The organism is Arthrobacter agilis (genome assembly GCF_030816075.1).
Taxonomy (GTDB): domain Bacteria; phylum Actinomycetota; class Actinomycetes; order Actinomycetales; family Micrococcaceae; genus Arthrobacter_D; species Arthrobacter_D agilis_E.
Genome location: NZ_JAUSXO010000001.1, coordinates 76,209 through 99,742 on the forward strand (window position 1 = coordinate 76,209; position 23,534 = coordinate 99,742).

21 protein-coding genes are annotated in these 23,534 nt (G+C 70.9%); 13 read left to right on the top strand and 8 right to left on the bottom strand.

The window, feature by feature from the left end:
• The first annotated feature begins 176 nt into the window (after window positions 1–176).
• The 3 genes from QFZ50_RS00380 (at window position 177) to QFZ50_RS00390 (ending at window position 3,274) form a co-directional block, all read left to right on the top strand.
• Entirely contained in the window at window positions 177–1,598 is a 1,422-nt protein-coding gene (locus QFZ50_RS00380) for a sugar porter family MFS transporter (protein WP_307080766.1), read from the top strand.
• A gap of 75 nt (window positions 1,599–1,673) precedes the next feature.
• Complete coding sequence (locus tag QFZ50_RS00385) at window positions 1,674–2,729, top strand: zinc-dependent alcohol dehydrogenase family protein (protein ID WP_307080768.1); 1,056 nt, start codon at window positions 1,674–1,676, stop codon at window positions 2,727–2,729.
• A gap of 80 nt (window positions 2,730–2,809) precedes the next feature.
• The gene (locus tag QFZ50_RS00390; RefSeq protein ID WP_307080770.1) at window positions 2,810–3,274 is read left to right on the top strand and encodes an SRPBCC family protein; all 465 of its coding nucleotides are present in this window, start codon (window positions 2,810–2,812) and stop codon (window positions 3,272–3,274) included.
• 16 nt (window positions 3,275–3,290) lie between these two features.
• Here the strand turns inward: QFZ50_RS00390 and QFZ50_RS00395 are convergent, their stop codons facing one another.
• Together QFZ50_RS00395 and QFZ50_RS00400 are read right to left on the bottom strand one after the other, a co-directional pair.
• Window positions 3,291–4,214, bottom strand: coding sequence for a S1C family serine protease (locus tag QFZ50_RS00395; RefSeq protein WP_307080772.1), 924 nt, complete (start codon window positions 4,212–4,214; stop codon window positions 3,291–3,293).
• Between the two features lie 141 nt (window positions 4,215–4,355).
• Window positions 4,356–5,453 carry a VIT1/CCC1 transporter family protein gene (locus QFZ50_RS00400; protein ID WP_307080774.1) on the bottom strand — a complete coding sequence of 366 codons (1,098 nt, stop codon included), beginning with the start codon at window positions 5,451–5,453 and terminating at the stop codon, window positions 4,356–4,358.
• A 305-nt stretch (window positions 5,454–5,758) separates the two neighbouring features.
• Here QFZ50_RS00400 and QFZ50_RS00405 point away from each other — a divergent pair, with 305 nt between their 5' ends.
• Complete coding sequence (locus tag QFZ50_RS00405; protein ID WP_307080776.1) at window positions 5,759–7,489, top strand: long-chain-fatty-acid--CoA ligase; 1,731 nt, start codon at window positions 5,759–5,761, stop codon at window positions 7,487–7,489.
• Window positions 7,486–8,868, top strand: a complete 1,383-nt coding sequence (locus tag QFZ50_RS00410) for an AI-2E family transporter (RefSeq protein WP_373462231.1) — start codon at window positions 7,486–7,488, stop codon at window positions 8,866–8,868. Before QFZ50_RS00405 ends, QFZ50_RS00410 begins: the two co-directional genes overlap by 4 nt.
• A 131-nt stretch (window positions 8,869–8,999) precedes the next feature.
• On the opposite strand, the gene QFZ50_RS00415 is transcribed toward QFZ50_RS00410, so the two are convergent.
• Window positions 9,000–10,505, bottom strand: a complete 1,506-nt coding sequence (locus QFZ50_RS00415; RefSeq protein ID WP_307080778.1) for a sodium:solute symporter — start codon at window positions 10,503–10,505, stop codon at window positions 9,000–9,002.
• A 167-nt stretch (window positions 10,506–10,672) separates the two neighbouring features.
• Here QFZ50_RS00415 and QFZ50_RS00420 point away from each other — a divergent pair, with 167 nt between their 5' ends.
• Window positions 10,673–11,251: a helix-turn-helix domain-containing protein gene (locus tag QFZ50_RS00420; protein WP_307080781.1), complete on the top strand. Its 579-nt coding sequence runs from the start codon at window positions 10,673–10,675 to the stop codon at window positions 11,249–11,251.
• 6 nt (window positions 11,252–11,257) lie between these two features.
• On the opposite strand, the gene QFZ50_RS00425 is transcribed toward QFZ50_RS00420, so the two are convergent.
• Entirely contained in the window at window positions 11,258–13,066 is a 1,809-nt protein-coding gene (locus tag QFZ50_RS00425) for an amino acid transporter (protein ID WP_307086568.1), read from the bottom strand.
• A 373-nt stretch (window positions 13,067–13,439) separates the two neighbouring features.
• Between QFZ50_RS00425 and QFZ50_RS00430 the strand changes: the two genes are divergently transcribed.
• From QFZ50_RS00430 to QFZ50_RS00445, 4 genes are all read left to right on the top strand, one after another.
• Window positions 13,440–14,291, top strand: coding sequence for a hypothetical protein (locus tag QFZ50_RS00430; protein ID WP_307080783.1), 852 nt, complete (start codon window positions 13,440–13,442; stop codon window positions 14,289–14,291).
• An 83-nt stretch (window positions 14,292–14,374) separates the two neighbouring features.
• Complete coding sequence (speB, locus tag QFZ50_RS00435) at window positions 14,375–15,370, top strand: agmatinase (protein ID WP_307080785.1); 996 nt, start codon at window positions 14,375–14,377, stop codon at window positions 15,368–15,370.
• Window positions 15,371–17,062: a thiamine pyrophosphate-binding protein gene (locus QFZ50_RS00440; protein ID WP_307080787.1), complete on the top strand. Its 1,692-nt coding sequence runs from the start codon at window positions 15,371–15,373 to the stop codon at window positions 17,060–17,062.
• Window positions 17,063–17,125: 63 nt separating this feature from the next.
• The gene (locus QFZ50_RS00445; RefSeq protein WP_307080789.1) at window positions 17,126–17,329 is read left to right on the top strand and encodes a hypervirulence associated TUDOR domain-containing protein; all 204 of its coding nucleotides are present in this window, start codon (window positions 17,126–17,128) and stop codon (window positions 17,327–17,329) included.
• A 90-nt stretch (window positions 17,330–17,419) separates the two neighbouring features.
• Here the strand turns inward: QFZ50_RS00445 and QFZ50_RS00450 are convergent, their stop codons facing one another.
• Complete coding sequence (locus tag QFZ50_RS00450) at window positions 17,420–17,764, bottom strand: DUF3140 domain-containing protein (protein WP_307080791.1); 345 nt, start codon at window positions 17,762–17,764, stop codon at window positions 17,420–17,422.
• A gap of 134 nt (window positions 17,765–17,898) precedes the next feature.
• On the opposite strand from QFZ50_RS00450, the gene QFZ50_RS00455 reads away from it, so the two are divergent.
• Window positions 17,899–18,438, top strand: coding sequence for a hypothetical protein (locus QFZ50_RS00455; protein ID WP_307080793.1), 540 nt, complete (start codon window positions 17,899–17,901; stop codon window positions 18,436–18,438).
• Between the two features lie 134 nt (window positions 18,439–18,572).
• Here QFZ50_RS00455 and QFZ50_RS00460 read toward each other — a convergent pair whose 3' ends face one another.
• The 3 genes from QFZ50_RS00460 to QFZ50_RS00470 are packed head-to-tail and all read right to left on the bottom strand — an operon-like array spanning window position 18,573 to window position 21,671.
• Window positions 18,573–19,709, bottom strand: coding sequence for an FAD-dependent oxidoreductase (locus tag QFZ50_RS00460; RefSeq protein WP_307080794.1), 1,137 nt, complete (start codon window positions 19,707–19,709; stop codon window positions 18,573–18,575).
• Complete coding sequence (locus QFZ50_RS00465) at window positions 19,702–20,433, bottom strand: class I SAM-dependent methyltransferase (RefSeq protein WP_307080797.1); 732 nt, start codon at window positions 20,431–20,433, stop codon at window positions 19,702–19,704. The genes QFZ50_RS00460 and QFZ50_RS00465 overlap by 8 nt, the downstream gene beginning before the upstream one ends.
• Window positions 20,430–21,671 (bottom strand): type III polyketide synthase, encoded by a 1,242-nt coding sequence (locus QFZ50_RS00470; RefSeq protein WP_307080799.1) that lies wholly within the window; start codon window positions 21,669–21,671, stop codon window positions 20,430–20,432. Before QFZ50_RS00470 ends, QFZ50_RS00465 begins: the two co-directional genes overlap by 4 nt.
• An 83-nt stretch (window positions 21,672–21,754) precedes the next feature.
• Here QFZ50_RS00470 and QFZ50_RS00475 point away from each other — a divergent pair, with 83 nt between their 5' ends.
• Together QFZ50_RS00475 and QFZ50_RS00480 are read left to right on the top strand one after the other, a co-directional pair.
• Window positions 21,755–22,654, top strand: coding sequence for an SDR family oxidoreductase (locus QFZ50_RS00475; RefSeq protein ID WP_307080801.1), 900 nt, complete (start codon window positions 21,755–21,757; stop codon window positions 22,652–22,654).
• Window positions 22,655–22,771: 117 nt separating this feature from the next.
• A complete protein-coding gene (locus tag QFZ50_RS00480; RefSeq protein ID WP_307080803.1) occupies window positions 22,772–23,485 on the top strand; it encodes a hypothetical protein in 714 nt (237 codons plus the stop codon).
• Window positions 23,486–23,534 lie beyond the last annotated feature (49 nt).

The following is a 23,534-nucleotide window of genomic DNA, read 5'->3' on the forward strand; positions in this document are numbered from 1 at the left end:
CCTCCTCCGCGTCCGCGCGGGGGAGGCTGTTCTCTTTCCCCGCGCGGTGCGCACGGGGAGGCCCGTCCGTGTCAACCCGCGCCGGGACCGTGCCCTCCTGCGAGGCTCACCGCGCGGAGACGTAGCGTGAGGGGTATGGCCGGGCCCGGGACGAGGCGGCGGGAGATGGGCGGACGATGAGCAGCACGACGGGGCACGGTACGACGGCGGGCGCCGACGGCGGGACGCAGCGGAGATACCTGCGGCGCGTCACCTGGGTCGCGACCCTCGGCGGACTGCTGTTCGGCTTCGACACCGGGGTGATCAACGGCGCCCTGCCGTTCATGGTGGACGACCTCGGCCTCACGGCGTTCACCGAGGGACTCGTGGCGAGCTCGCTGGTCTTCGGGGCGGCGTTCGGCGCCCTGGCCGGCGGCAGGCTGGCCGATGCCTACGGGCGCAGGAGGATGATCATCGTGCTCGCCGTCATCTTCCTCGTCGGGACCCTCGGATCCGCGCTGGCACCCGGTGTCACGGTCATGGTGGCCTCGCGGCTCGTCCTCGGGCTGGCGGTCGGAGGTGCCTCCGTGATGGTGCCGATCTTCCTCGCCGAGTTGTCGCCGGCCGCACGGCGCGGCCAGGTGGTCACGCGCAACGAGCTGATGATCGTGACCGGGCAGCTGCTCGCCTTCAGCACGAGCGCGCTCCTCGGCGGCCTGTTCGGTGACAGCCACGGCATCTGGCGCTGGATGCTGGTCCTCGCGACCCTCCCTGCCATCGGGCTGTGGATCGGCATGCACTTCGTCCCGGAGAGCCCCCGCTGGCTCGCCGGCCACGGGGACTTCGGTGTCGCGCTGCGCGTGCTGCAGCGGCTGCGGACCGCCGTCGTCGCCCGGCAGGAGTACGAAGAGGTCAGGTCGATGGCCCTCGAGGACCGCGAACGCGAGGACGGAGGCTTCCGTGACCTGCGCGAGCCGTGGCTCCGCCGGATCTTCCTGGTGGGACTCGGCCTGGCCGTCATACAGCAGATCACGGGCGTGAACTCGATCATGTACTACGGCACGCAGATCCTCGTCGTCGCGGGCTTCGGGACACAGGCCGCGCTGACCGCGAACATCGCCAACGGGGTGATCTCGGTGGCGGCCACCTTCGTCGGGATCTGGCTGCTGGGCAGGGTGGGGCGCAGGCCCATGCTGCTGGTGGGCCAGATCGGGACGACGTCGGCCCTGCTCGCCATCGGGCTCGTCTCGCTGCTGGTCCCCGAGGGCACCGCCCGCGGGTTCCTCATCCTGTCGCTGACGGTGACGTTCCTGGCCTTCCAGCAGGGCGCCATCTCGCCCGTGACCTGGCTGATGCTGTCGGAGATCTTCCCCATGCGCCTGCGGGGCCTCGGCATGGGCGCGGCCGTGTTCGTCCTGTGGATGGTGAACTTCGCCGTGAGCCTCAGCTTCCCGATCCTCATGGACGCCATCACCATCTCGAACACCTTCTTCGTGTTCGTGGTCCTCGGGGTCGCGGCCATCGTCTTCGCGCGCCGCTACGTCCCCGAGACCCGGGGTCGAACCCTCGAGGAACTGGAGCACGAGTTCAAGTCCGCCGCAGGGACTCCCCGGCGGTAGGGGCGCCGTCGAGCTGCTTGTAAGGTGGCGAGAGGGGAGAACCGACTGCGTTCCGCAAGCTTTCTAGGAGATCACATGCGCGCCACCATCATCCACGGACCGGGCGATATCCGTGTCGAGGACAGGGACTACCCGAGCATCATCCGTCCCACCGACGCCGTCGTCAGGGTCACGGCCTCGTGCGTCTGCGGCTCGGACCTCTGGCCCTACCGCGGCGTCCGCCCCACCAAGGAGCCCAAGGCGATCGGCCACGAGTTCGTCGGCGTCGTGGAGTCCGTGGGCGACGACGTCACGGACGTCGCGGTCGGCGATTTCGTGATCGCGCCGTTCGTGGACAGCTGCGGCACCTGCCCCCAGTGCCTCAACGGCGTGACGGTCGCCTGCGACCACCTCGCGGGCTGGGGCAGCACCGACGAGCACGGCGACTTCGTGGAGGGCGGCCAGGGCGAGGCCGTGCGCGTCCCGCAGGCGGACGGCACGCTGCGCAAGGTCGAGGGGGTCTCCGAGCCCGACGCCGCGCTGACGGCCAGCCTCCTGACCCTCTCCGACGTGATGTCCACCGGCCACCACGCCGCCGTGTCGGCGAACGTCGGCCCGGGCAGCACCGTCGTCGTCGTGGGTGACGGCGCGGTGGGCCTGTGCGGTGTCCTCGCAGCGAAGCGCCTCGGCGCCGGACGCATCATCGCGATGTCCCGCCACGAGGACCGCCAGGCACTCGCCCGCGAGTTCGGCGCCACCGACATCGTCGCCGAGCGCGGCGACGACGGCGTGGCGAAGGTGCGCGAGCTGCTCGGGGGAGTGCTCGCCGATTCGGTCCTCGAGTGCGTGGGCACCAAGGAATCCATGGACCAGGCGCTGCGCAGCACGCGTCCCGGCGGACACCTCGGCTTCGTCGGGGTCCCGGCGGGAGGACCCGAACTGCCCATCGGCGTCCTGTTCGCGAAGAACATCACAGTGGGTGGCGGCATGGCCCCGGCTCACACCTACATCCCCGAACTGCTGAAGGACGTCCTCGACGGGACGATCAATCCCGGCCGGGTGTTCGACGTCGAGATGCCCCTCGAGGACGCCGCCGAGGCGTACCGGGCGATGGACGAGCGCCGCGCCATCAAGGTGCTGCTGAAGCCCTGATCCGCGCCGGACGAGGCCCCTCCGCACGGAGGGGCCTCGTCGCGCGGGCCCGGATCCCGGGACCGGGCACAATGGAGGGCATGACGACGCCGGGCAACGACCCCTACCTCATCTCCCGCGAGCGGCTCATCCATGCCCCCGCCGGACGGATCTTCGACGTCCTCGCGACACCCGCCCTCCACAGCGTGATCGACGGGTCGGGGACGGTGCGCGGCGAGCAGCCGAACGGACCCGCGCGTCTGTCGCCGGGGGCGCGGTTCGGCATGGACATGAGGATCGGCGCCCCGTACAGGATCCTGAACCGCGTGGTGGAGTTCGAGGAGGGCCGCCGCATCGCGTGGCGGCACTTCTCGTCGCACGTCTGGCGCTACACCCTCGAGCCCCGGGGGGACGCCACCCTGGTACGGGAGGAATGGGACGGACGGGCCGTGCCGTGGAGGATCGTGTTCCGGCTGACCGGCTTCACCTGCAGGCATCCGGCGAGTATCGAGGCGACGCTCGGCAAGCTCGAGGACTACGTCCTGCAGCAGCGCGACGCCGCGTGAACCCGGCGCGGGCCCGTCACGGACCGCGCAGCTCCTCGGGCTGGACGACGATGTCCACCAGGGCGCCGTTGCGCCACACCGTCATCTCCATCCGGCGGCCGATCGCCTTCTCGACCATCATCCGCTGGATGCCGGTCGCGCTCCGCACGGGGATGCGGTCGAGTGAGATGACGACGTCGCCCCGCCGGGCCCCGGCACCCGCGGCCGGGCTGCCCGCGACGACGGACGCCACCTGCATCCCGGTACGTGATCCGACACGGGCCGCGAGTTCGGGGACGAGGGTGATCTCGGCTCCGACCACCCCCAGCCAGGCGCGGCGGACACGGCCCCTGGTCATGAGGGCGTCGATGATCTCGCGGGTGGTCGAGTTGATCGGCACGGCCAGACCGAGCCCGATGCCGGCGACCGCGGTGTTGACGCCGACCATGCGCCCCGCACTGTCGGCGAGCACGCCGCCGCTGTTGCCCGGGTTCAGGGTCGCGTCGGTCTGGATGACCTCGTCCACCACGTGCCCGGAGAGCGTGGGCAGTGACCGGCCGAGCGCGGACACGATGCCCGCGGTGACGCTGCCGGCCATGCCGAGCGGATTGCCGAGCGCGACCACCAGCTGCCCGACCCGCAGCCTCGAGGCATCGCCCCACGGTACCGGCGGGGGTGTGCCGCCCTCCGCCTTCAGGACGGCGAGGTCCGACAGCGGATCGCTGCCGACGACGCGCGCGGACAGGACGGACCCGTCGCCGAAGGCGACCTCGGTGCGCTGCGCGCCGGCCACCACATGGGCGCTCGTCAGCAGGTGCCCCTCCGCCGAGATGACGGAGGCGCTGCCCGCACCCGCACCGCGGGCGGAGCGCACCGAGACCGCCGCCACCGACGGCAGCGTGGTCTCGGCGATGCGCACGACCGCCGCCGAGTAGGCGTCGAGGGCCTCCTGCTCGTCCATAGGGACTATTGCAGCACCGTGCGCGCCGTCGGGGGGAGGGACGTTCGCGCAGGGCGCAGGCCGGGATGAGCCCCGCCGGGCACGGGCCGGGACCACAGGCAGGGCGGGACAGGGGACCCTGCGGGTCGGGAGGTTCCCGGGTCAGCCCACCGACGTGCCGAAGAGCAGGCCGAGCAGGTAGGTCACCCCGGCCGCGCCGAGTCCGATGGCCAGCTGCCGCAGCGCCAGGCGCAGCGGCGACGCGCCGGAGAGCAGGGCGACGACGGCACCGGTGGCCAGCAGGGCCAGGCCCACCAGCACGCAGGCGATGACGACGGCGGTCGCGCCGCCGAGCCCCAGCAGGTACGGCAGGACCGGGATGACGGCGCCCGACGCGAAGAAGCAGAAACTCGAGGCCGCGGCGCCCAGGCCGGTCCCGACCGTCTCGTGCTCGTCGACGTCCTCGTCCTGTTCGGGCTGCAGCGAGAAGCTCGGGTCGCAGTCGCAGCTGTACAGGCCCAGCCGCTCCGCCGCACGATGCTCCGCGGCCGCCGGAGTCATGCCGCGCGCCCGGTAGACCAGCACCAGCTCGTTGGAGTCGATGTCCAGTTCCTTCGCCGCCGTGAGGGTGATCTGCGTGGGACGCGTCGCCGACAGCAGCTCCCGCTGCGAGCGGACCGAGACGTACTCGCCGGCCCCCATCGACAGTGCGCCGGCGAGCAGCCCGGCCAGGCCGCTGAAGAGGATGAAGGAGGTGGAGGCCCCCGTGGCGCCGATGCCCATCACCAGCGCCAGGTTGCTGACGAGGCCGTCGTTCGCACCGAAGACGGCCGCACGGAAGTTGCCGGAGAGCCGGTTGCGGCCACGCGTGGCGAGGCCACGCACCACTTCCTCGTGGATCTGCTCGTCGGCCACCATGGCGCTCGTGGCGGAGGGATCCGTCCCGTAGGGGGAGCGGCCCTCGGCCCGCTGGGCGAGCGCCAGGGTGAAGACGGATCCGAAGCGACGTGCGAGCAGGCCGAGAAGGCGGTTGCGGAACGAGGGCCTCAGGGGGCGTCCGGCGTCGTCGCCGAGGAGGGCGAGCCAGTGCGCCTCGTGGCGGCCCTCGGCCTCGGCCAGGCCGAGGAGGATCTCGCGCTCCTCGCCGGTCCGGCGGCGGGCGAGGTCGCGGTAGGTCGCGGCCTCTGCGCGCTCGTCGGCGAGGTACTGGCGCCAGCGGCGGATGTCGTCGCGGGAGGGGGACTGCTGGGGGGATGTCACGGATACTCCGGGGGGGTCGGGTGCACCCTGCGCATCCCGCACCGAAGCGGGAGGCTCCGGCCGGGACGCAGGTGCGTCGGTTCGGCCGAAGGTCTCGCTCGCCGGCTGGACCGGTGGATTGCCGGGCACCATCGGTGCCAGTATGTCGACAGGCCGCACGTCCTCGGGACGCGGAGCTACTCCCCTTCAGCCCACCATTCTACAGGACCGCACGTCCCGGCCCGGGCAGGGGAGGATGGACCCGTGCGGGTACCGTGCCCCCGGCGGACCGCGCTACAGTCGGACGGATAACAGGAAGCAGGCTTATGGATTTGGCGGCCCGACCGTGGACGGCGAGCTATGCACCGGGGGTGCCCCGCGCCTTCGACGTGCCCGACGGCACCCTCCCGGATCTGCTCGACGCATCCGTGCGCACGTATCGGCGTGCCACGGCCCTCGAGTTCTTCGGAGCACCCACGACGTACCGCGACCTGGGTGACGCCGTCGCCCGTGCCGCCGCCGGCCTCTCGTCCCTCGGGGTGGGCGCCGGTGACCGCGTGGCCCTCGTGCTCCCCAACTGCCCGCAGCACATCGTCGCGTTCTACGCGGTGCTGCGGCTCGGAGCCGTCGTCGTCGAGCACAATCCGCTGTATACGGACCGCGAGCTGCGGCACCAGTTCGAGGACCACGGGGCCACGGTGGCGATCGTCTGGGACCGGGTGGTGCCCCGCGTCCAGCGGCTGCCCGCCGATATCGCCGTCACCACCGTGGTGTCGGTGGACCTAGTCAGCGCCATGCCCGCCTCGCGCCGCCTCGCCCTGAAGCTGCCCGTGCGCCGGGCCCGCGAGGCCAGGGCGGCGCTCACGACGACGGAGAGACTCACCGGGCTGCGGAAGCTCGTGACGTGGCAGGACCTGCTCCGCCACCGTCCGCTGTCGCCGAGGCACCCGCGCCCGACGGCGGAGGACACCGCGGTGCTGCAGTACACGAGCGGCACCACCGGCATCCCCAAGGGCGCGATCCTCACCCACCGGAACCTCCTCGCGAACGCGGCCCAGGGACGCGCGTGGGTGCCGGGCCTCGAGGCGGGGCGGGAGACCGTCTACGCCGTCCTGCCCATGTTCCATGCGTACGGGCTGACGCTCTGCCTGACCTTCGCCATGAGCATCGGCGCGAAGCTGGTCCTCTTCCCGCGGTTCGACGTCGGGCTCGTGCTCGATGCGGCACGGAAGAGCCCGCCCACCTTCCTGCCGGCGGTCCCGCCCATCTACGAGCGGCTCGCGGCGGGGGCCGCCGAGCGCGGGACGGACCTGCACAGCATCCGCTTCGCGATCTCCGGAGCGATGAACCTCCCGCCGTCCACGGTCACGACCTGGGAGGCGGCCACGGGCGGCTACCTCATCGAGGGCTACGGGCTGACGGAGACGTCCCCGATCTCCGCCGGCAACCCGATCGGGCCCACGCGGCGGCCCGGCACCGTCGGAGTGCCGTTCCCCGGCACCGACGTCCGGATCGTCGACCCCGAGGACCCCTCCGTGGACCGGGCGCCGGGGGAGCCCGGGGAGCTGCTCATCCGCGGACCCCAGGTGTTCCAGGGCTACTGGCGGCGCCCCGACGAGACACGGGCCGCCCTGCTCGACGGCGAGTGGTTCCGCACCGGCGACATCGTCCGGATGGACGAGGACGGCTTCCTGACGATCGTGGACCGCATCAAGGAACTCATCATCACCGGTGGCTTCAACGTGGCGCCCTCCGAGGTGGAGGACGCCCTGAAATCCCACGCCGGCGTCGTCGATGCGGCCGTCGTCGGCCTGCCGCGATCCGGAGGCGGCGAGGACGTCGTCGCCTCCGTCGTCCTCGCGCCCGGCGTGAGCCTCGACGAGGAGTCCCTGCGCTCGCACTGCCGCGGCCTGCTCGCCGCCTACAAGGTCCCCCGCGCCATCGTGCAGGCGGAGGACCTCCCCCGATCGCTGATCGGCAAGGTCCTCCGCCGCGAGGTGCGTACCCAGATGCTCGACGATGGCCCCCGTGCCGAAGGAAAAGGTGACACTGAATGACCCAACGCGCAGACGTGCGGGCAGGTACCTCCGCCCCGAAGGACCCCTGGCGTGACAGCCTCGGCCACGCCAGTATCCGCGCGGCGCAGGTCCTCCTGGTGCTCGTGCTGGCCGTCGTGGCGGTGTACGCGCTGATCCAGGTGCGGCTCGTGGTGATCCCGATGCTGCTGGCGCTCATCCTCGCCGCCGCGATCGGACCGTTCGTGAACTGGCTGCGTCGGAAGGGCTGGGGCCCGTCCCTCGCCACCGGCGTGTCCTTCCTGCTGCTCCTGCTGGTGTTCGGCGGGCTGATCACGGGCATCGTCTTCGCCGTCATGGGCCAGGCCGGCGAACTGGCGGCCAGCGCGACGGAGGGCTTCGACCAGCTCTACGCCTACGCGCAGAACGGTCCCATCCCCATCGACGACGCCCAGATCCAGCAGGCGCGTGACACGGCCGTGGACTTCGCAACGAGCAGCACCGTCAGTGCCGGTGCCATCTCGGGCCTCAGCGCGGCCGGCAACTTCATCGCGGGCGCCCTGCTCATGGTCGTCATCCTCTTCTTCTTCCTCAAGGACGGCGAGAAGATCTGGGCCTTCATGCTCCGCGCGTTCAAGGGCAAGCGCCTCGTGAAGGCCCGCCGCGTGGGCTACAGCAGCATGGCCGTCCTCGGCGGCTACGTGCGCGGCACCGCGATCGTCGCCCTCGTCGACTCCGTCTTCATCGGGCTCGCGCTCTTCTTCCTCGGCGTCCCGCTGGCACTCCCGCTGGCCGCCATCGTGTTCATCGGCGCCTTCATCCCGCTGGTCGGCGCGACGCTGGCCGGGGTGCTCGCGGCCCTGATCGCCCTCGTGGCCAACGGTCCCTTCGTGGCGCTCATGGTCGTCATCGCGGTCATCGTGGTCAACCAGCTCGAGGGCAACTTCCTGCAGCCCGTGGTCATGGGCCGCACCCTCCAGGTGCACGCCCTCGTCATCCTGCTGGCCCTGACCGCCGGCACCATCCTGGCCGGGATCATCGGTGCCATCCTCTCCGTTCCCGTCGCCGCCGTCGGCTGGGCCGCGATCAAGGCGTGGAACCAGGAGCGGGACGACGAGATCACGGACGCCGAGGTGGACCAGGCCGAGCGACTGACGGCCCTGGACGAGACGGGCCACGGACTCAGTTCGACGCCGAGGGAGGAGCAGGCGGCCAGGACGGCCGCCGCGGGCCTCGCCCCCGACGAGGGGGACGACCGCCCCCGCACGCGCGAGCGCAGGATCGAGGGGCACGACGGCGACGACCAGACCGACGACGAGGGCGACGACAGCGCCCGTACCTTCGACGGCTCCCGCGCCCTCGACGGCTCCCGCGCCCCCGGCGCCACGGGCCGCCACGGAGGATCGTCCGCGGCGGACTGACCGCAGGGTCCGCCGCGACGCCGGCCACGGCGCCCCGAGCGGCCTGCCGGCCGGCGGCCGGAACAGGGCATGGACAGCAGAAAGGGCTCCCGGCGCATGCCGGGAGCCCTTCGTGCTCGAGGAGCCGGTGGTCAGTGGGCCACGTCGACCGGGACGTCGTCGGGCACCTCACCGGCGACCCGCCGGTTCCAGGCCCTCATGACCTCGGGATCGGTGGGGCGGGTGGCGAACGAGACGATGACGTACACGAGCGCGGACGCCAGGAGGCCGTAGTAGATGGGCTCGTTGGCATAGATGCCGTCGTACTGGGCCTCCGCCGTGATCTCCAGGTACGTCATGACGCCGAGTGTCACGAGGGTGCCGGCGGCCATGGACGCCCCGGCGCCGACGCCGTTGCCGCGGCGCCAGAGAAGGCCGCCGAGGATCGCCACGAGGAGCCCGCCCACGAGGATGTCGTACGCGATGGTCAGGGCCGCCACGACGTCCTGCACGATCACGGCGAGGGCGATCGTCACGAGCCCGAGGCCGAGGACCCACCAACGGCTGGAGGCGACGTCGTGCTCCTTCGTCGCACGTTCGGTGCCGCCCCCGGTGCCCCTGCCGAACCAGCCGGCCACGAACGGCACCACGTCGGTCCTCGCCACGGTGGCGGCCGCGATCAGTGCGCCGGAGGCGGTGGACATCATCGCCGCGACGGCCGCGGCGAGGACGAGCCCGCCGATGCCGATCGGCAGGACGTTCAGGGCGATGTCCGCGTAGACGTCGTCACGCGACTCGATGGCCGGCAGGATGACGCTCGCGCTCATGCCGATGATGGCGCCCGCGATCCCGTAGAGGATGCAGTAGATGCCCGCGGCGGAGCCGCCCCAGCGGGCGATCTCGGGGGTCCGGGAGGTGAAGACGCGCTGCCAGATGTCCTGGCCGATCAGGAGCCCCAGCGTGTAGACCACGAAGTAGGTGACGATGCTCTGGGCGCCGATCCCGGTGATGCTGAAGAACTCGTCACCGGCACGCTCGGCGATGCCCGGGAAGCCGCCCGCCGCCGAGAGCGAGAAGGGCAGCATGAGTGCGAACACGCCGATGGTCTTGATGACGAACTGGGCCATGTCGGCGAGGGTGATGGACCACATGCCGCCGATGGTCGAGTAGATGAGGACGATCGCGCCGCCGACGGCGATGGAGAGGGCGCGGTCCCAGCCGAAGAGCACCACGAAGATCGTGGCGTAGGCGCCCGTCGACGTCGCACAGAGCATGAGCGTGTAGGCGAGCATGACGATGCCCGAGACGCGGGTGGCACGGTGTCCGTAGCGCAGGGTGAGCATCTGGGAGACGGTGTAGATCTTCAGTCTCTGGATGGTCGGGGCGAACAGGAGGCTGAGCAGCAGGACGCCGGTGCCGATGGCCACCACGAGCCACATGCCCGAGATGCCGTACTTGTAGCCGAGGCCCACGCCGCCCACCGTGGAGGCTCCGCCGAGGACGACGGCGGCCATGGTGCCCGTGTAGAGGAGGGGCCCGAGGCGCCGGCCCGCCACCAGGTAGTCGCTGGCGTTGCGCGTGCGGGACTTGCCCCACCAGCCGAAGCCCAGCATGGCGACGAGATAAGCCACCACGATGGCTATATTGAGTGCTTGCATGGACGAGCCTTCCGGTCGAGATTCCCGCGTCGATGCCCTATGAGCAACTATTGTTGCCTAGTAAGCTACTCGTGACGCGGGTCACGCGTCAACCATGGCAAGCTCATGGAAAGCCTCCGTGCTCCTGCGGCGGGAGGCCTCCAGGACCGCCACAGGAGAGGACACGCATGAAGGCCCTGCCCGTCGAGCCCAGCAACGCCCCGGTCGCCATCGGCTCGCGCATCCGTGCCGCACGGCAGGCGCAGCGCATGACCATCGAGCAGGTGGCGGATTCCACGGGCCTGACGAAGGGCTTCCTCAGCAGGGTGGAACGCGATCTGACCTCGCCGTCGGTCGCGTCGCTCGTGACCCTGTGCCAGGTGCTGTCCATCTCCATCGGCGACCTGTTCCAGGTGCCCGAGACGCACCTGACGCGCTCGGGGGAGGCCCCGCGGATCAGCCTGGGCGGGCAGGGCATCAACGAGCGGCTCATGACCGCACGGTCCGAACGCCGGATCCAGATGATCCGCGCCGTCGTCGAGCCCCACGGCAGGGGCGAGGACGAGCTCTACTCCGTGGACTGCGAGGTGGAGACCCTGCACGTCGTCGAGGGCCGCTTCGTGCTCATCTTCCCGAACGACCGGTACGAGCTCGACGCGGGGGACACCGTCACCTTCCCGGGCCGGGAGCCCCACACCTGGCTCAACCCGGACGACCGCGAGGCCGTGGTGCTGTGGACGCTCGTCCCCGCGGCCTCGCGGACGTAGGCCTGCTCAGCCCACGTGCACCCAGGGACGCCGGGTCACGTCCGGCTCCGCCGCACGCAGGACCTCGCGCGTCACCGGGGCGATCTCGCCCTCGCCCGTGAAGAGGAACTTGAACAGGTTCGCGACCGGGTCGCCCTCCGTCCACCGGAAGTAGACGTGGGGCATGAGCCCGGTGATGTCGCGGACATGGAGCATGACGGCGGCGATGGTGTTCGGCACGTTGGAGCTGTGGACCTCCAGGATCCGGTAGCCGTGCCGCACCACCCCGCGCACCTGCAGCTCGGTCTCGAAGTCGGACGAATCGTCCACCGTCACCTCGATGAAGAGGGGACGGGCGGAGCTCGGGAAGTGCGAGACGGCGCAGGCGTGCTGGAGCTTGTGCCGGTAGGCCGAGCTGCTCAGGCGCTTGGGTTCGTGCGCGATCAGCAGGATGTCGCCGTCGTCCTGCGAGCTCACGAAGGACAGCGCCGTCTCGTCCATCCTGATGCTCGTGGCCCGCAGCTCGAACGCCCGCCGGGAGCGGGAGATGAACGAGATCACGATGATGCCGAGGACGAAGCAGGTGGCGATCTTCAGGCCGTCGGGCCGCTCGATCATGTTGACGGCCGTCGTCAGGACGAACACCACGGCCGCGATGCCGAAGCCTATGGTGCGGCCGCGCTGGCCCTTGCGGTGGGCCGAGAGGGTGACCGCGACCGAGGCGGAGGTGATCAGGGCGAGGACGCCGGTGGCGTACGCCCCGCCCTGGGCCTCGACGTCCGCCCGGAAGAAGACGGTGACCAGGATGGCGATGAGCGTGATGACGAGCACGAGGGGCCGCACGGCCTTGGCCCACGCGGGGGCCATGCCGTAGCGGGGGAGATAGCGCGGCACGAGGTTCAGCAGGCCGGTCATGGCGGACGCGCCCGCGAACCAGAGGATGCCGATGGTCGAGATGTCGTACGCCGTGCCGAAGCCGTCACCGAGGTAGCGGTGGGCGAGGTACGCCAGGGCCCGGCCGTTCGCCGGGCCGCCCTCCTCGAAGGCCGCGGCGGGGATCAGCAGCGTGGTGACGAAGCTCGAGGCGATGAGGAATCCGCTCATGATGAGCGCCGCCGAGGTGAGCAGCCTGTGGGCGCCGGCGATCCGGCCGGCCGGGTTCTCCTCGGTGTCGCCGGGCTTGCCGTCGATCTGCGGCATGACCACCACGCCCGTCTCGAAGCCGGAGAGGCCGAGGGCGAGGCGCGGGAAGATGAGGACGGCCAGTCCCAGCATGATCAGGGGGTTGCCGTGCTGGGTGGTCAGCGCCGACCACCAGTTCCCCACGAGGCCGCCCTGCTCGACGATCTGCACCACCGAGACGACGACGACGCACAGGTTGAGCACGAGGAACAGCGCGACGAGCACGACGGCGATGCCGATGGCCTCACGGAAGCCGCGGAGGAAGACGCCGGACAGCAGCCCGAGGAACACCACGGTGATGAGGATCTGCTGGCCCTCCAGCCACGACGGCGCGAACGGGTTCTCGATGAGGTGCGCGCTCGCGTCCGCCGCGGAGAGGGTCATCGTGATGAGGAAGCTCGTGGCCGCGAAGCCGAGCAGCACCAGCACGAAGACCTTGCCGCGCCACTTGGGCAGCAGCTTCTCGAGCATGGCGATGGAGCCCTCACCGCGCGGACTCTCCGACGCGACGCGCTTGTAGACCGGGAGCGCGCCGAAGAGCGTCACGGCGACGAGGACGAGCGTCGCGAGGGGGGACAGGACGCCGGCCGCCGCGGCGGCGATGGCGGGCTGGTAGCCGAGGGTCGAGAAGTAGTCGACGCCGGTGAGGCACATGACCTTCCACCACGGCTGGGTCCGCTCCGGCTCGGGCTGGTGGGTACTGGGCTGCGCCGGCTCGTTGAGCAGCCAGCGCCCGAGACGCTTCCTGCCCGGTGCCTGTGCCTGTGTCTGTGCCCGCGGTGGGGTGCGTACGGAAGAGCTCACGCCTTCACAGTAGGACCGGTCCGGGCCTCATCAGGGCGTCTTAACGCATCCTTAACGGGCCCGGTGGACGGCGTCCGTCCCGGCCCGTCCGCCGGCTCCGCGGCACTGCCGTAACTGTTGCGGAAGTGAGACCGGGGCAGGTTCCGAACCGCCACCGCCGGATCTAGGGTGAGGGGACGGACGCCGTGGGGCCGATCCGCTCACCGACGGGGGAAACGAATTCATGAGGACCACCAGCCTGCTCTCCATCGCTCTTGTCGCCGCCATCGGCCTGTCCGGCTGCACCGGCACGTCCACGGAATCCGGGTCGGCCGACGCCACGTCGTCGTCCACGCCGTCGTCCCCCCGGACCCCGTCGTCGGAATCGTCGTCGGAACCGTCGTCGGAACCGTCCGCCGCGCCGGGCACGACGGCGAGCGGGGCCGCGACCCCGGGCGCCACTCCTGGTGCCACCCCGGACGCCACCGCCGATGCGGCGCCTGCCGCGGACGCCACCGCCCGCCCCGATGTCGGGCCGTCCCTCCGCGACCCGTCCACGCAGTTGCTCACGACCACCGACGGCCTCTACTCCTTCGTGCTCCCGGTGGACTGGAAGGCGATGACCGTCGAACCCGCCACCGCTCCCGACTACGGGGCGGGGCTCAGTCGCACGGCCTACTCCATCCTCGACGGCACGGGCGTCGAGGTGGCCACCTTCGCGGGCGGCGTCCCCGGGGATGGGGGCGCCCTCCCGAGCCCCGGCCACGTGCTCCTGGACTCCGAGGAGCTTCCCGGGCTGTCGCAGCAGGTCGAGATCGTCGACCTGCCCGTGAGCTACGTGTTCGACCACTACCGGGATCCGATGACCGGCGGGACCGTGTACCTGGCGCGGCTGCACCTGGGTCCTCTACCTGCGGACGGCACCTACGGCATACCCCTCGGTGCGGTGCCCCTCGGCTCCAACGGACTCGTGGTCTTCACGGCGAGATTCGACGAGACCCGGTTCGCCGATCCCGCCGCGGCGCGCGCGTGGATGGCGTCGGGGGAGTATGCCGCCGTGAAGGCAATGTTCACGTCCCTGACCTTCAACGGTTGACCCTCTCCACCCGCAGCAATAGCCTTGTGCAAAACCTTTGATGCATATTGGGCAACTTTGCGGGCCCGGACAGGATGGAAGCTGTGGAAGAACTGCGCGTCACGGGCGGTGGGCACCTGGGCCCCATCGACTCCTCCCGCATCCCCCGCTATGCGGGAGCCGCCACCTTCGCGCGGCTGCCGCGCCTCGACCAGGTGGACCGTGCGGACATCGCGGTCGTCGGTGTGCCCTTCGACTCCGGCGTCTCCTACCGCCCCGGCGCCCGCTTCGGCGGCAACCATGTCCGCGAGGCCTCACGCCTCCTCCGGCCGTACAACCCGGCCCTCGACGTCTCGCCGTTCGAGCGCGTGCAGGTGGCCGACGCCGGTGACATGGCCGTCAACCCGTTCAACATCCACGAGGCGATCGAGACCGTCCAGCAGGAGGCACTGGACCTGACCGCGGGCGGCACCCGCCTGGTCACGCTCGGCGGCGACCACACCATCGCGCTGCCCCTGCTCCGCGCCGCCGCGGAACGGGCGGGATCGCCCGTGGCCATGCTGCACTTCGACGCCCACCTCGATACCTGGGACACCTACTTCGGGGCGGAGTACACGCACGGCACACCGTTCCGCCGGGCCGTGGAGGAGGGCATCCTCGACACCGAGGCCATCTCCCACGTGGGCACCCGCGGTCCGCTGTACGGCGTACGCGACCTCGAGGACGACCGCCGCTTCGGCTTCGGCATCGTGACCTCCGCGGACGTCTACCGGCAGGGCGTCGACGAGGTGGTCGACAAGCTGCGCACGCGCATCGGCAACCGGCCGCTCTACGTCTCGGTGGACATCGACGTCCTCGATCCCGCGCACGCTCCCGGCACGGGTACGCCCGAGGCCGGCGGGATCACGAGCCGTGAACTGCTCGAGATCCTCCGCGGACTCCGCGGGCTGAACCTCGTCGGTGCCGACGTCGTCGAAGTGGCCCCTGCCTACGACCACGCCGAGATGACCGGCGTCGCGGCCTCGCACGTCGCCTACGACCTCGTGACGCTGATGGCCGACACCCTCACGCCCGCCGCCACGACGTCCGGGGACCAGTAGATGGAAATCACCGACGGCGCCGCTTCCGCGCCCCCCGCGCCCATCACCGGCCAGCGCAACGGTGGCGACCTCGTGGTCGAGACACTCTCCGCGCTCGGCGCGACGACGGTGTTCGGCATCCCCGGGCAGCACGCGCTCGGCCTCTTCGACGCACTGTCCCGCTCCCACCTGCGCTTCGTTTCCTCGCGCGTCGAGAACAACTCGGCGTTCGCCGCCGACGGGTTCTCCCGGGCGACGGGCGATGTCGGCGTCCTGTTCCTCTCCACCGGCCCCGGTGCGCTGACCGCGCTCGCGGGCCTGCAGGAGGCCTACGCCACCGGCGTGCCGATGGTGGTCGTCGCGAGCCAGATCCCCCTCGAGGGCCTCGGCGCACGGCGCAAGGGCATGCTGCACCAGCTCGACGACCAGAAGGCCTCGGCCGCGAACGTCACCAAGAGCCAGCGGCTGATCCAGCACGCCTCGGGCATCCCGTCCGCCATCCAGGACGCCTGGACCGAGGCCGTCTCCTCACCCCAGGGGCCCGTCTGGATCGAGGTGCCGCAGAACGTGCTGCTGGATCCCGTCATGGTGCCCGAGGTCGAGGACGCGCTCGCAGAGCCCTTCGACAACCCGCCGCGGATCGAGCTCGTGCGGGAGGCCGTCGCCTGGCTGAAGGACTCGAAGCGGCCCGCGATCGTCGCGGGCGGCGGCGCACGTCGCGGCAGGGCCGAGAAGTGGCTGCTCTCGATCGCCGAGAAGCTCGGCGCCCCGGTGGTGTGCTCGCCGGGCGGCAACGGGGCCTTCCCGTGGACGCACGAGCTGTCCCTGCAGTCATGGGTGGAGGACCGCCATGTCACCGAGGTGCTCGAGGACGCCGACGTGCTGCTCGTGGTCGGTTCGTCGCTGGGTGAGGTCACGTCCAACTACTTCACGCTGGAACCGCGGGGACGCATCATCCAGATCGACGCCGAACCCCGGGTCCTCGAGTCCAACCGGCCCGGCCTCGGCATCCGCGCCGATGCCGGCCAGGCGCTCGCCGCCCTCGACGAGGCCCTCGAGCCGCTCGACCGGACCCGCGAGCCGGGCTACGACGCCGCGGCCCTGGTCGCGGAGACCCTCGAGCGCGTCGGTGCGCGGCTCGATGCGCAGGACCTCGCCAAGGAACGTGCGTTCCTGCAGGACATCCGCGAGGCCGTCCCGGCCGGGATGCAGACGTTCTGGGACATGACCATCTCCGCCTACTGGGCCTGGAGCTGCTGGGATGCCCGCGAGGGACAGTTCCATTCCGCCCAGGGTGCCGGCGGCCTCGGCTTCGGCTTCCCGGGGGCCATCGGCGGCTCGATCGGCCTCGAATCGCACGGGCTGCCCGCGCGGGTCCTCGCCGTGTCCGGTGACGGCTCCGCGATGTACTCCATCGCAGAGCTCGCGACGGCACGCCAGCACGACATCCCCGTCACCTGGCTGATCGTGGACGACGGCGGCTACGGCATCCTCCGTGAGTACATGGAGGGCGCCTTCGGCAAGGCGACGGCGACCGAGCTCGCCCGGCCGGACTTCGTGGCGCTCGCCGAATCGTTCGGTGTCCCGGCCCGCCGGGTGGCACCCGGGGACGTCGGACAGGCCCTGCGCGAGAGCCTCGCGGGGGAGGGCCCCAACGTCGTCGTGGTGGAGACGCTCCTGCAGCTCTTCGCGCCCACCCACCTCGATTCCTAGGGTTCCTTTTCCCTCCGCGGGGTGACAGTGTCGGAAGCACTACCGCCTCGAGGAGGGAACGCAATGTCATTCAGCAAGGGCGACAAGGTCACCTGGAACACGTCGCAGGGCACCACCGAGGGCAAGGTCGTGGAGAAGCACGACAAGGAGTTCACCTTCGACGACCAGACGTTCAAGGCGTCGAAGGACGAGCCCTACTACACGGTGGAGAGCGCGAAGTCGGGCAAGCAGGCGGCGCACAAGGAGAGCGCGCTGTCGAAGAAGTAGACCCGGGATCCCGGCCCCCAGGGAGCCGGGTGAACGGTGAAGGGCGCCCCGCAGATCGCGGGGCGCCCTTCACCGTTCCGAGCCGTGCTGCTACTTCAGCGGGTCGTGACCCCAGTTCATGAGCGAGTAGCGCCACTTCGAGGACTCGATGTCCTCCTTCGACGGCCGCTGGGCGAGATGGCGGTGCACGTAGCCCACCACCTTGTGCATGTGCCGGACGTCGTCGTCCTTCAGATCGTCGCGCCGGGTGCCGAGGAGCTCGACGATCCGTCGTCCCGACTCGTGGCCCACGGACTCGCCGGATCCTGACTCCTTCTGGCCCACCGACTTCGATTCCTCGGTGTCAAGCCATTTCTCGAGCTGGGAGGGGGTCATGTTGACCGCGTCCTTCCACTGGGGCCAGATCTCGTCGAGATCGTTCGTATCATCCGCCATGCGCTGTCGGCCTTCCCTAGCAGTTCCACGTACAGGATCACATCCGGTCAGCATCTGAAGCTGGTCGTAGCTTAATCCTAAGCATGCTGATAAATGTAGAGGGTAGCCGCAACAACGTCTAAGGAGCTCACATCATGGCAGGAAACCTTTTGGCACGATCAGCCCACGACCTCGGGGCAGCAGCATGGTTCGGCGGTACCCTGATGGGCGCCGTCGGGCTCAACGGCGCGACCGGTAAGGCGAAGGATCCCAAGGAGCGCACCCGCCTCTCCGCGCTCGGCTGGGCGAAGTGGACCCCGGTCCAGATCGCTGCCTTCGCTGTCCATGCAGCCGGTGGCATCGGCCTGATCCTCGGCAACAAGGGTCGCGTCGCATCCCAGGACTCCGTCGGCTCCAACACCGTCTGGAAGTCCCTCGTGACGGTTGCCGGCATGGCACTCTCGCTGTACTCCGGCATGCTCGGCAAGAAGGTCGGCGAGCTGTCCGAGCAGGGCGGTGAAGGTGCGACCGAGCCCCGCGCGGGAGCGGACGACGCTCTGGCCAAGGCACAGTCGCAGCTCAAGACCACGCAGTGGCTCCTGCCCCTCATCAGCGGCATCGTCGTGGTGATGGGTTCGAAGCAGGGCGAGATGCAGCGTCCCACGAACGTCAAGAAGGGCCTGCTCAAGAAGTAGTCCTTCCGGGCCCTGAGGGCCCCAGGCGACCCCCGTGGCCTCCGTGCAGCCGACACCTCGTGTGTCGGCGGCACGGAGGGCGGGGGTCTCCGTCGTTCAGGGGCTTCTGCCGGGGGCGCCTTTCCCCGGAGGGCCTACTGCATCGTGAACGCGCGGGCCACACCGCCGTGCACGGCGTCGTTCCGGATGAGGGCGCCCAGCACCGCGTTGCGGAACCGCATCACGGGCGCCGGCAGCGGACGCCCGAGCGCCATGTTGATGTGCGCCTTCCGCCGGGCGAGTGCCGCCTGCGCGTGGCGCTCCCTCTCGTACAGTGCCAGGCGGCCGGCGACGTCGTGGCCGTCCCGCAGTGACGCCGCGATGATGGGGGCGAGCCGGACGGCGTCGAGCCAGCCCAGGTTCATGCCCTGGCCGCCGATCGGCGACACCTCGTGGGCGGCGTCGCCGACCAGGACGGTGCGACCGGCGACGAACCGCTCGGCGACCCGCGACTGCACCTCGAACGCGCTCAGCATCGAGTTGGTGCGGGGATCGACCGTGACACCCGTGCGGTTCCGGATGAGCCGCGTGAGGTCCTCCGCCGTCGGCCGGTCCATCGGCCTGCCGATGCGGACCACCCACCGGCGCACGCCGCCGGGCAGGGGGAAGGACTCCACGATGCCACCGGTCTCGAGGTAGAGCACGGCGTCGTCGCCGTCCTGCGTGGAGTCCTGGAAGTCGCCCATGACGTAGCAGTCAGGGTAGGACCGCCGGGGTGCGCGGATGCCGGCGTCGTCGCGGACGGAGCTGCGGGCGCCGTCGGCGGCGACGAGGAGCCTCGCCTCGAGCGTGGCGTCGCCGCCGGGTCCCCGCGTGACCGCGAGCACGCGGTCGCCGTCGTCACGCGTGGTGAGCACTGCGACGCCCCGCCGCAGCGTCCCGGGGAACTGCTCCTGGAGCCGGCGCTCGAGGATCTCCTCGGTGACGGCCTGCGGTACGGCGAGCACGTACTGGTCACTGCCCGGAAGCGTGGAGAAGGACACGGTACCCACGTGCCGTCCGGCGCTGCGTGCCACACCGTCGCGGATGGGGACACCGCGGGCGCGCAGCTCGTCGGCGATCCCGCCGGCCGCGAGGGCGCGCAGTGCGGGCGGATGGATGCCGATGGCCCGCGAATGGTTGCTGCGTTCCGTGCGGCGTTCCAGGACGACGGCGTCGAGGCCCGCCTGGCGCAGCAGCAGCGCGGTGTAGAGGCCGACGGGTCCGCCGCCGACGACGATCACGTCATGCATGCCCGGCGTCCCCGTGTGCGTCCCGGCGGTCGAGCACCAGCTGGTTGATGAACGGCACCGCCGTACGCACCTGCCAGTCCGGCCGGCCCGCGACCGCGGCGCGCAGCTCGTCGGGCGTGTAGCTGCGGCGGATGGAGGTCAGGCCGTCCCGGCGGATGTAGGACCCGGGGAGCGGCAGTGTGCCGGCCGAGAACAGGGCATAGCCGACGGGGTGCCGTGCGATGTCGCTGTGCACGGCCACACGTCGCGTCAGCTGTTCGGAGTCGTCGAGCAGGCCGGCGAACTCGCCGCTGTCGAGGTGGTGCAGGACGTGGTTGGAGACGACGGCGTCGAACACGGCGCCCTGCGCCACCAGCTCCGAGCTCAGGGCACGCCGGAAGGTGAGCCCCGGGAGGGCCGGACGCGACGTCGCGTAGGTGTACGCCCGCTCGTCGGGGTCGATGGCCGTCACCTCCAGTGCCAGTCCGTCGAGCTGCGCCCAGCGCGCCAGTGCCCGCGGCACGTCACCGCCACCCGAGCCGATGTCCAGCAGCGTGTTGGGGCGGTCGGGGGAGAACGCGGGCCGCAGCAGGGTGGTGTAGGTGCGGCGCCAGCCGGACACCACGGCGTTGACGACACCGAACTGGGCGTAGGTGCGCGTCAGCGTGCCCGGATCGCAGTCCGGCCGGTCCATCTCCTCGACGAGGTCCGGGTCCCGGGTGGCGAGGAACCCCCGTCGGCTCACGCGCCCGCTTCGGTGAGGATGGGTTCGAGGTCCGCGGGGACGGCATCGGTGTCGGCGAAGGTATCGGCGGCTGCCGGGGCCATCACCGCGTCGGCGTCCGCCGCGGGGATCGCGCCGATCCGGGTGAGCAGGGCGGTCTCCACCGTCAGCCCGGGGCCGAACGCCATCGAGCAGATGCGGTCGTTCCCGGGGGAGGCCGGCTGGTCGAGGATGTTCTTCAGCACGAACAGGACCGTGGCGCTGCTCATGTTCCCGTAGTCCCGGAGGGTCTCGCGGGCGGGGACGAGCTGCTGCTCGGTCAGGCCGAGCTTGGCCTCGACCTTGTCCAGGATGCTGCGGCCACCGGGGTGGATGGCCCAGTGCTCGATGTCCGAGTAGGCGAGGCCCTGCAGGGAGGGATCCCGCGCGAGCAGCGGCTCGAGCGCGCCGACGATGTGGTCGTCGATGATGTGGGGCACGTAGGTGCCGAGGACCATCTCGAAGCCCTCGTCGCCGATGTTCCAGGCCATCGCCTCCTCGCCCACCGGCGTCAGCACCGTCTCGAAGTGGTCCAGGCTGAGGGCGGGGCCGGTCAGGGGGATGTCCCGCGCCGAGATGACGGCGGCGGCGGCGCCGTCGGCGAACAGCGAGGATCCCACGATGGTGTCGGGGTTGTTCGAGGAGCGCACGTGCAGCGAGCACAGCTCGACGGCGATCACGAGGACGACGGCGTCCGGGTCCGCGTCGCAGAACGCCTTGGCCGCGCGCAGGGCCGGGAAGGCCGCGTAGCAGCCCATGAAGCCGAGGTGGTAGCGCTGCACGGAGGGAGCCAGGTCGAGGGCCCGCACCACTTTGTAGTCGGGGCCCGGCGCGAAGAACCCGGTGCAGGACGCCGTGACCACGTGCGTGATGTCCGACGCCTCGATGCCCTCCGCCGCGGCCAGCGCCTTGCGGGCGGCCTCGACGAAGAGCTTGGTGCCCTCCTCCGCGTACACCTCGTTGCGGACCTTGGTGCTGGGGGAGAGGATCCTCAGTTCCTCGCGGTCGAAGAAGAGGGGATCGTCGAAGGAACGGTCCAGGGTGAGTTCCTCGAGGACGGTGTACCGGGTCTCGATCCCCGAGGAGTCGAAGGCCGCCCCGACGAGGCGCTGGCCGAGCCGCGTGAGACCGGGCTGCGCGGCGAACACGTCGCGGACCTGCGGCTGCACCATGATCGTCGCGGGTACGGCCGTCTCGAGGGACCTCAGGATCACTGTCATACGTCCATTACTAGAGGACTAACGCGACAAACACAATGACAGTAGGCTTAGTGTTCACCCCGTTCGCCACCGGCAGGAGCACCATGGGTACCGATCCGTCAGGCACACTCGACCAGGAGGATCCGCGCGGTCCCGCCGTCGACGCATCCACCGAGCTGCAGGAGTATCCGGGCTTCACGGAGCGCATGGATCCCCGCCCGGACCACGGCGAGGACAGCTACACCGGTCACGGGCGGCTGGCCGGTCGGCGCGCCTTCATCACCGGCGGCGACTCCGGGATCGGCCGGGCCGTGGCCCTCGCCTTCGCGCGGGAGGGCGCCGACGTCGCCATCGGCTACCTGCCGGCGGAGGAGGAGGACGGCGCCAGCTGCCTCGAGCTGATCCGCGCCGAGGACCGCACGGCGCTCGCCGTCCCGGGCGATCTGCGGGACGAGGCGTATGCCCCGTCCGCCATCCGGCAGGTGGTGGAGGGTCTCGGCGGGCTGGACATCCTCGTCAACAACGCGGGTTTCCACATCGCCCAGCCGGCCGGCCTGCCGGACATCGACGCCGGGCAGCTGCGCCGCACGTTCGAGACGAACGTCTACGGCACCATCTGGCTCACCCAGGCGGCACTGCCCCACCTGGGCGAGGGCGCCTCCATCATCAACACCACGTCGATCCAGGGCTACCACCCGTCGACCAGCCTCATGGACTACGCCGCCACGAAGGCCGCGCTCAACAACCTGACCTTCAGCCTCGCCGAACTGCTGGGGGAGCGCGGCATCCGGGTGAATGCCGTCGCGCCGGGACCCGTCTGGACACCCCTGCAGCCCGCCACCACCACCAGCGAGAAGCTGGACTCGTTCGGCGAGGGCACGCCGCTCGGCCGCATGGGACAGCCGGCGGAACTGGCGGGGGCATACGTGTTCCTCGCGTCCAACGACGCCCGGTACGTCTCCGGCGAGGTCCTCGGCGTGACCGGTGGAAAACCCCTCGCCTGACCGGGCGCCCCTCAGCGCCCCGGTCCGGACCAAGCCGGGCGGCGCCGCGCGACGAAGTACAGCTACCAGCGCCGCAGGCCCGCCGTCCGGCGGCCGGCTGACACGGACAGGCTGATCGTGAACCTCCTGACTGCACCGCCCGCCAGATGCCGCACGCTCCTGACCACCGTCGCGCTCGCTGCGTCCCTGGCCCTCGCGGGGTGCGGTGCCGTCGAGGAGAATCCGCTGGGCGTGAACACCGTGGCCGGGCAGGCCCAGCCGGACGCCTCCGGGGAGACGGGTGCGCCCTCCGGGACCCCGTCGGGTGACCCCGACGGGGGCAGCCGGACGGCGTCCGTGGCGGGTGCCCTCGGCGATCTCGGCGACGACCCGCTGAATGTCGGTATCGACGGTGCGGAGCTGTGCGGGGTGCAGCCCGACGACAGTCGCCTGCGCTACACGGTGATGCTCCACAACCCCACGCTGGAGACCTTCACCTTCGGCGAGATGACACTGGGCGATCCGCAGGGCCTGGTCATCCTCTCATCCATGGTGCAGACGGCCAACCGCGAGGGGCACCACCATGCCGGCGCCGAGGCAGGGGCCCACGGGGAGCACACCGCCACGCCCACGCCCACCAAGGCTCCGGAGCCGATCGGTCCGCCGGTGCCGGCGGAGGGCTACCAGTTCGTGCCCGACGCGCACGTCAACATCATCGTCACCGTCGAACTCGCCGACGGCGTGACCCACGGGAGTGCCGACAACATCCTCGTCGCATTCTCCACACCGGAGCGCGACTACTCCGTGGCCCACGACCTGAAGATCGACGTCGACGCCACGTCCTGCGGCTAGCCGGGATCCTGCCGGGGGCGGCCGGGACGGGAGCGGTCCAGCGACCTGC

Coding starts and splice junctions, on each gene's coding strand:
- QFZ50_RS00430 (WP_307080783.1), top strand. CDS start 13,440: ATGAGGACCACCAGCCTGCTCTCCATCGCTCTTGTCGCCGCCATCGGC.
- QFZ50_RS00460 (WP_307080794.1), bottom strand. CDS start 19,709: ATGCATGACGTGATCGTCGTCGGCGGCGGACCCGTCGGCCTCTACACC.
- QFZ50_RS00475 (WP_307080801.1), top strand. CDS start 21,755: ATGGGTACCGATCCGTCAGGCACACTCGACCAGGAGGATCCGCGCGGT.
- QFZ50_RS00470 (WP_307080799.1), bottom strand. CDS start 21,671: ATGACAGTGATCCTGAGGTCCCTCGAGACGGCCGTACCCGCGACGATC.
- QFZ50_RS00440 (WP_307080787.1), top strand. CDS start 15,371: ATGGAAATCACCGACGGCGCCGCTTCCGCGCCCCCCGCGCCCATCACC.
- QFZ50_RS00395 (WP_307080772.1), bottom strand. CDS start 4,214: ATGGACGAGCAGGAGGCCCTCGACGCCTACTCGGCGGCGGTCGTGCGC.
- QFZ50_RS00415 (WP_307080778.1), bottom strand. CDS start 10,505: ATGCAAGCACTCAATATAGCCATCGTGGTGGCTTATCTCGTCGCCATG.
- QFZ50_RS00420 (WP_307080781.1), top strand. CDS start 10,673: ATGAAGGCCCTGCCCGTCGAGCCCAGCAACGCCCCGGTCGCCATCGGC.
- QFZ50_RS00405 (WP_307080776.1), top strand. CDS start 5,759: ATGGATTTGGCGGCCCGACCGTGGACGGCGAGCTATGCACCGGGGGTG.
- QFZ50_RS00450 (WP_307080791.1), bottom strand. CDS start 17,764: ATGGCGGATGATACGAACGATCTCGACGAGATCTGGCCCCAGTGGAAG.
- QFZ50_RS00445 (WP_307080789.1), top strand. CDS start 17,126: ATGTCATTCAGCAAGGGCGACAAGGTCACCTGGAACACGTCGCAGGGC.
- QFZ50_RS00385 (WP_307080768.1), top strand. CDS start 1,674: ATGCGCGCCACCATCATCCACGGACCGGGCGATATCCGTGTCGAGGAC.
- QFZ50_RS00390 (WP_307080770.1), top strand. CDS start 2,810: ATGACGACGCCGGGCAACGACCCCTACCTCATCTCCCGCGAGCGGCTC.
- QFZ50_RS00380 (WP_307080766.1), top strand. CDS start 177: ATGAGCAGCACGACGGGGCACGGTACGACGGCGGGCGCCGACGGCGGG.
- QFZ50_RS00425 (WP_307086568.1), bottom strand. CDS start 13,066: ATGTGCCTCACCGGCGTCGACTACTTCTCGACCCTCGGCTACCAGCCC.
- QFZ50_RS00410 (WP_373462231.1), top strand. CDS start 7,486: ATGACCCAACGCGCAGACGTGCGGGCAGGTACCTCCGCCCCGAAGGAC.
- QFZ50_RS00455 (WP_307080793.1), top strand. CDS start 17,899: ATGGCAGGAAACCTTTTGGCACGATCAGCCCACGACCTCGGGGCAGCA.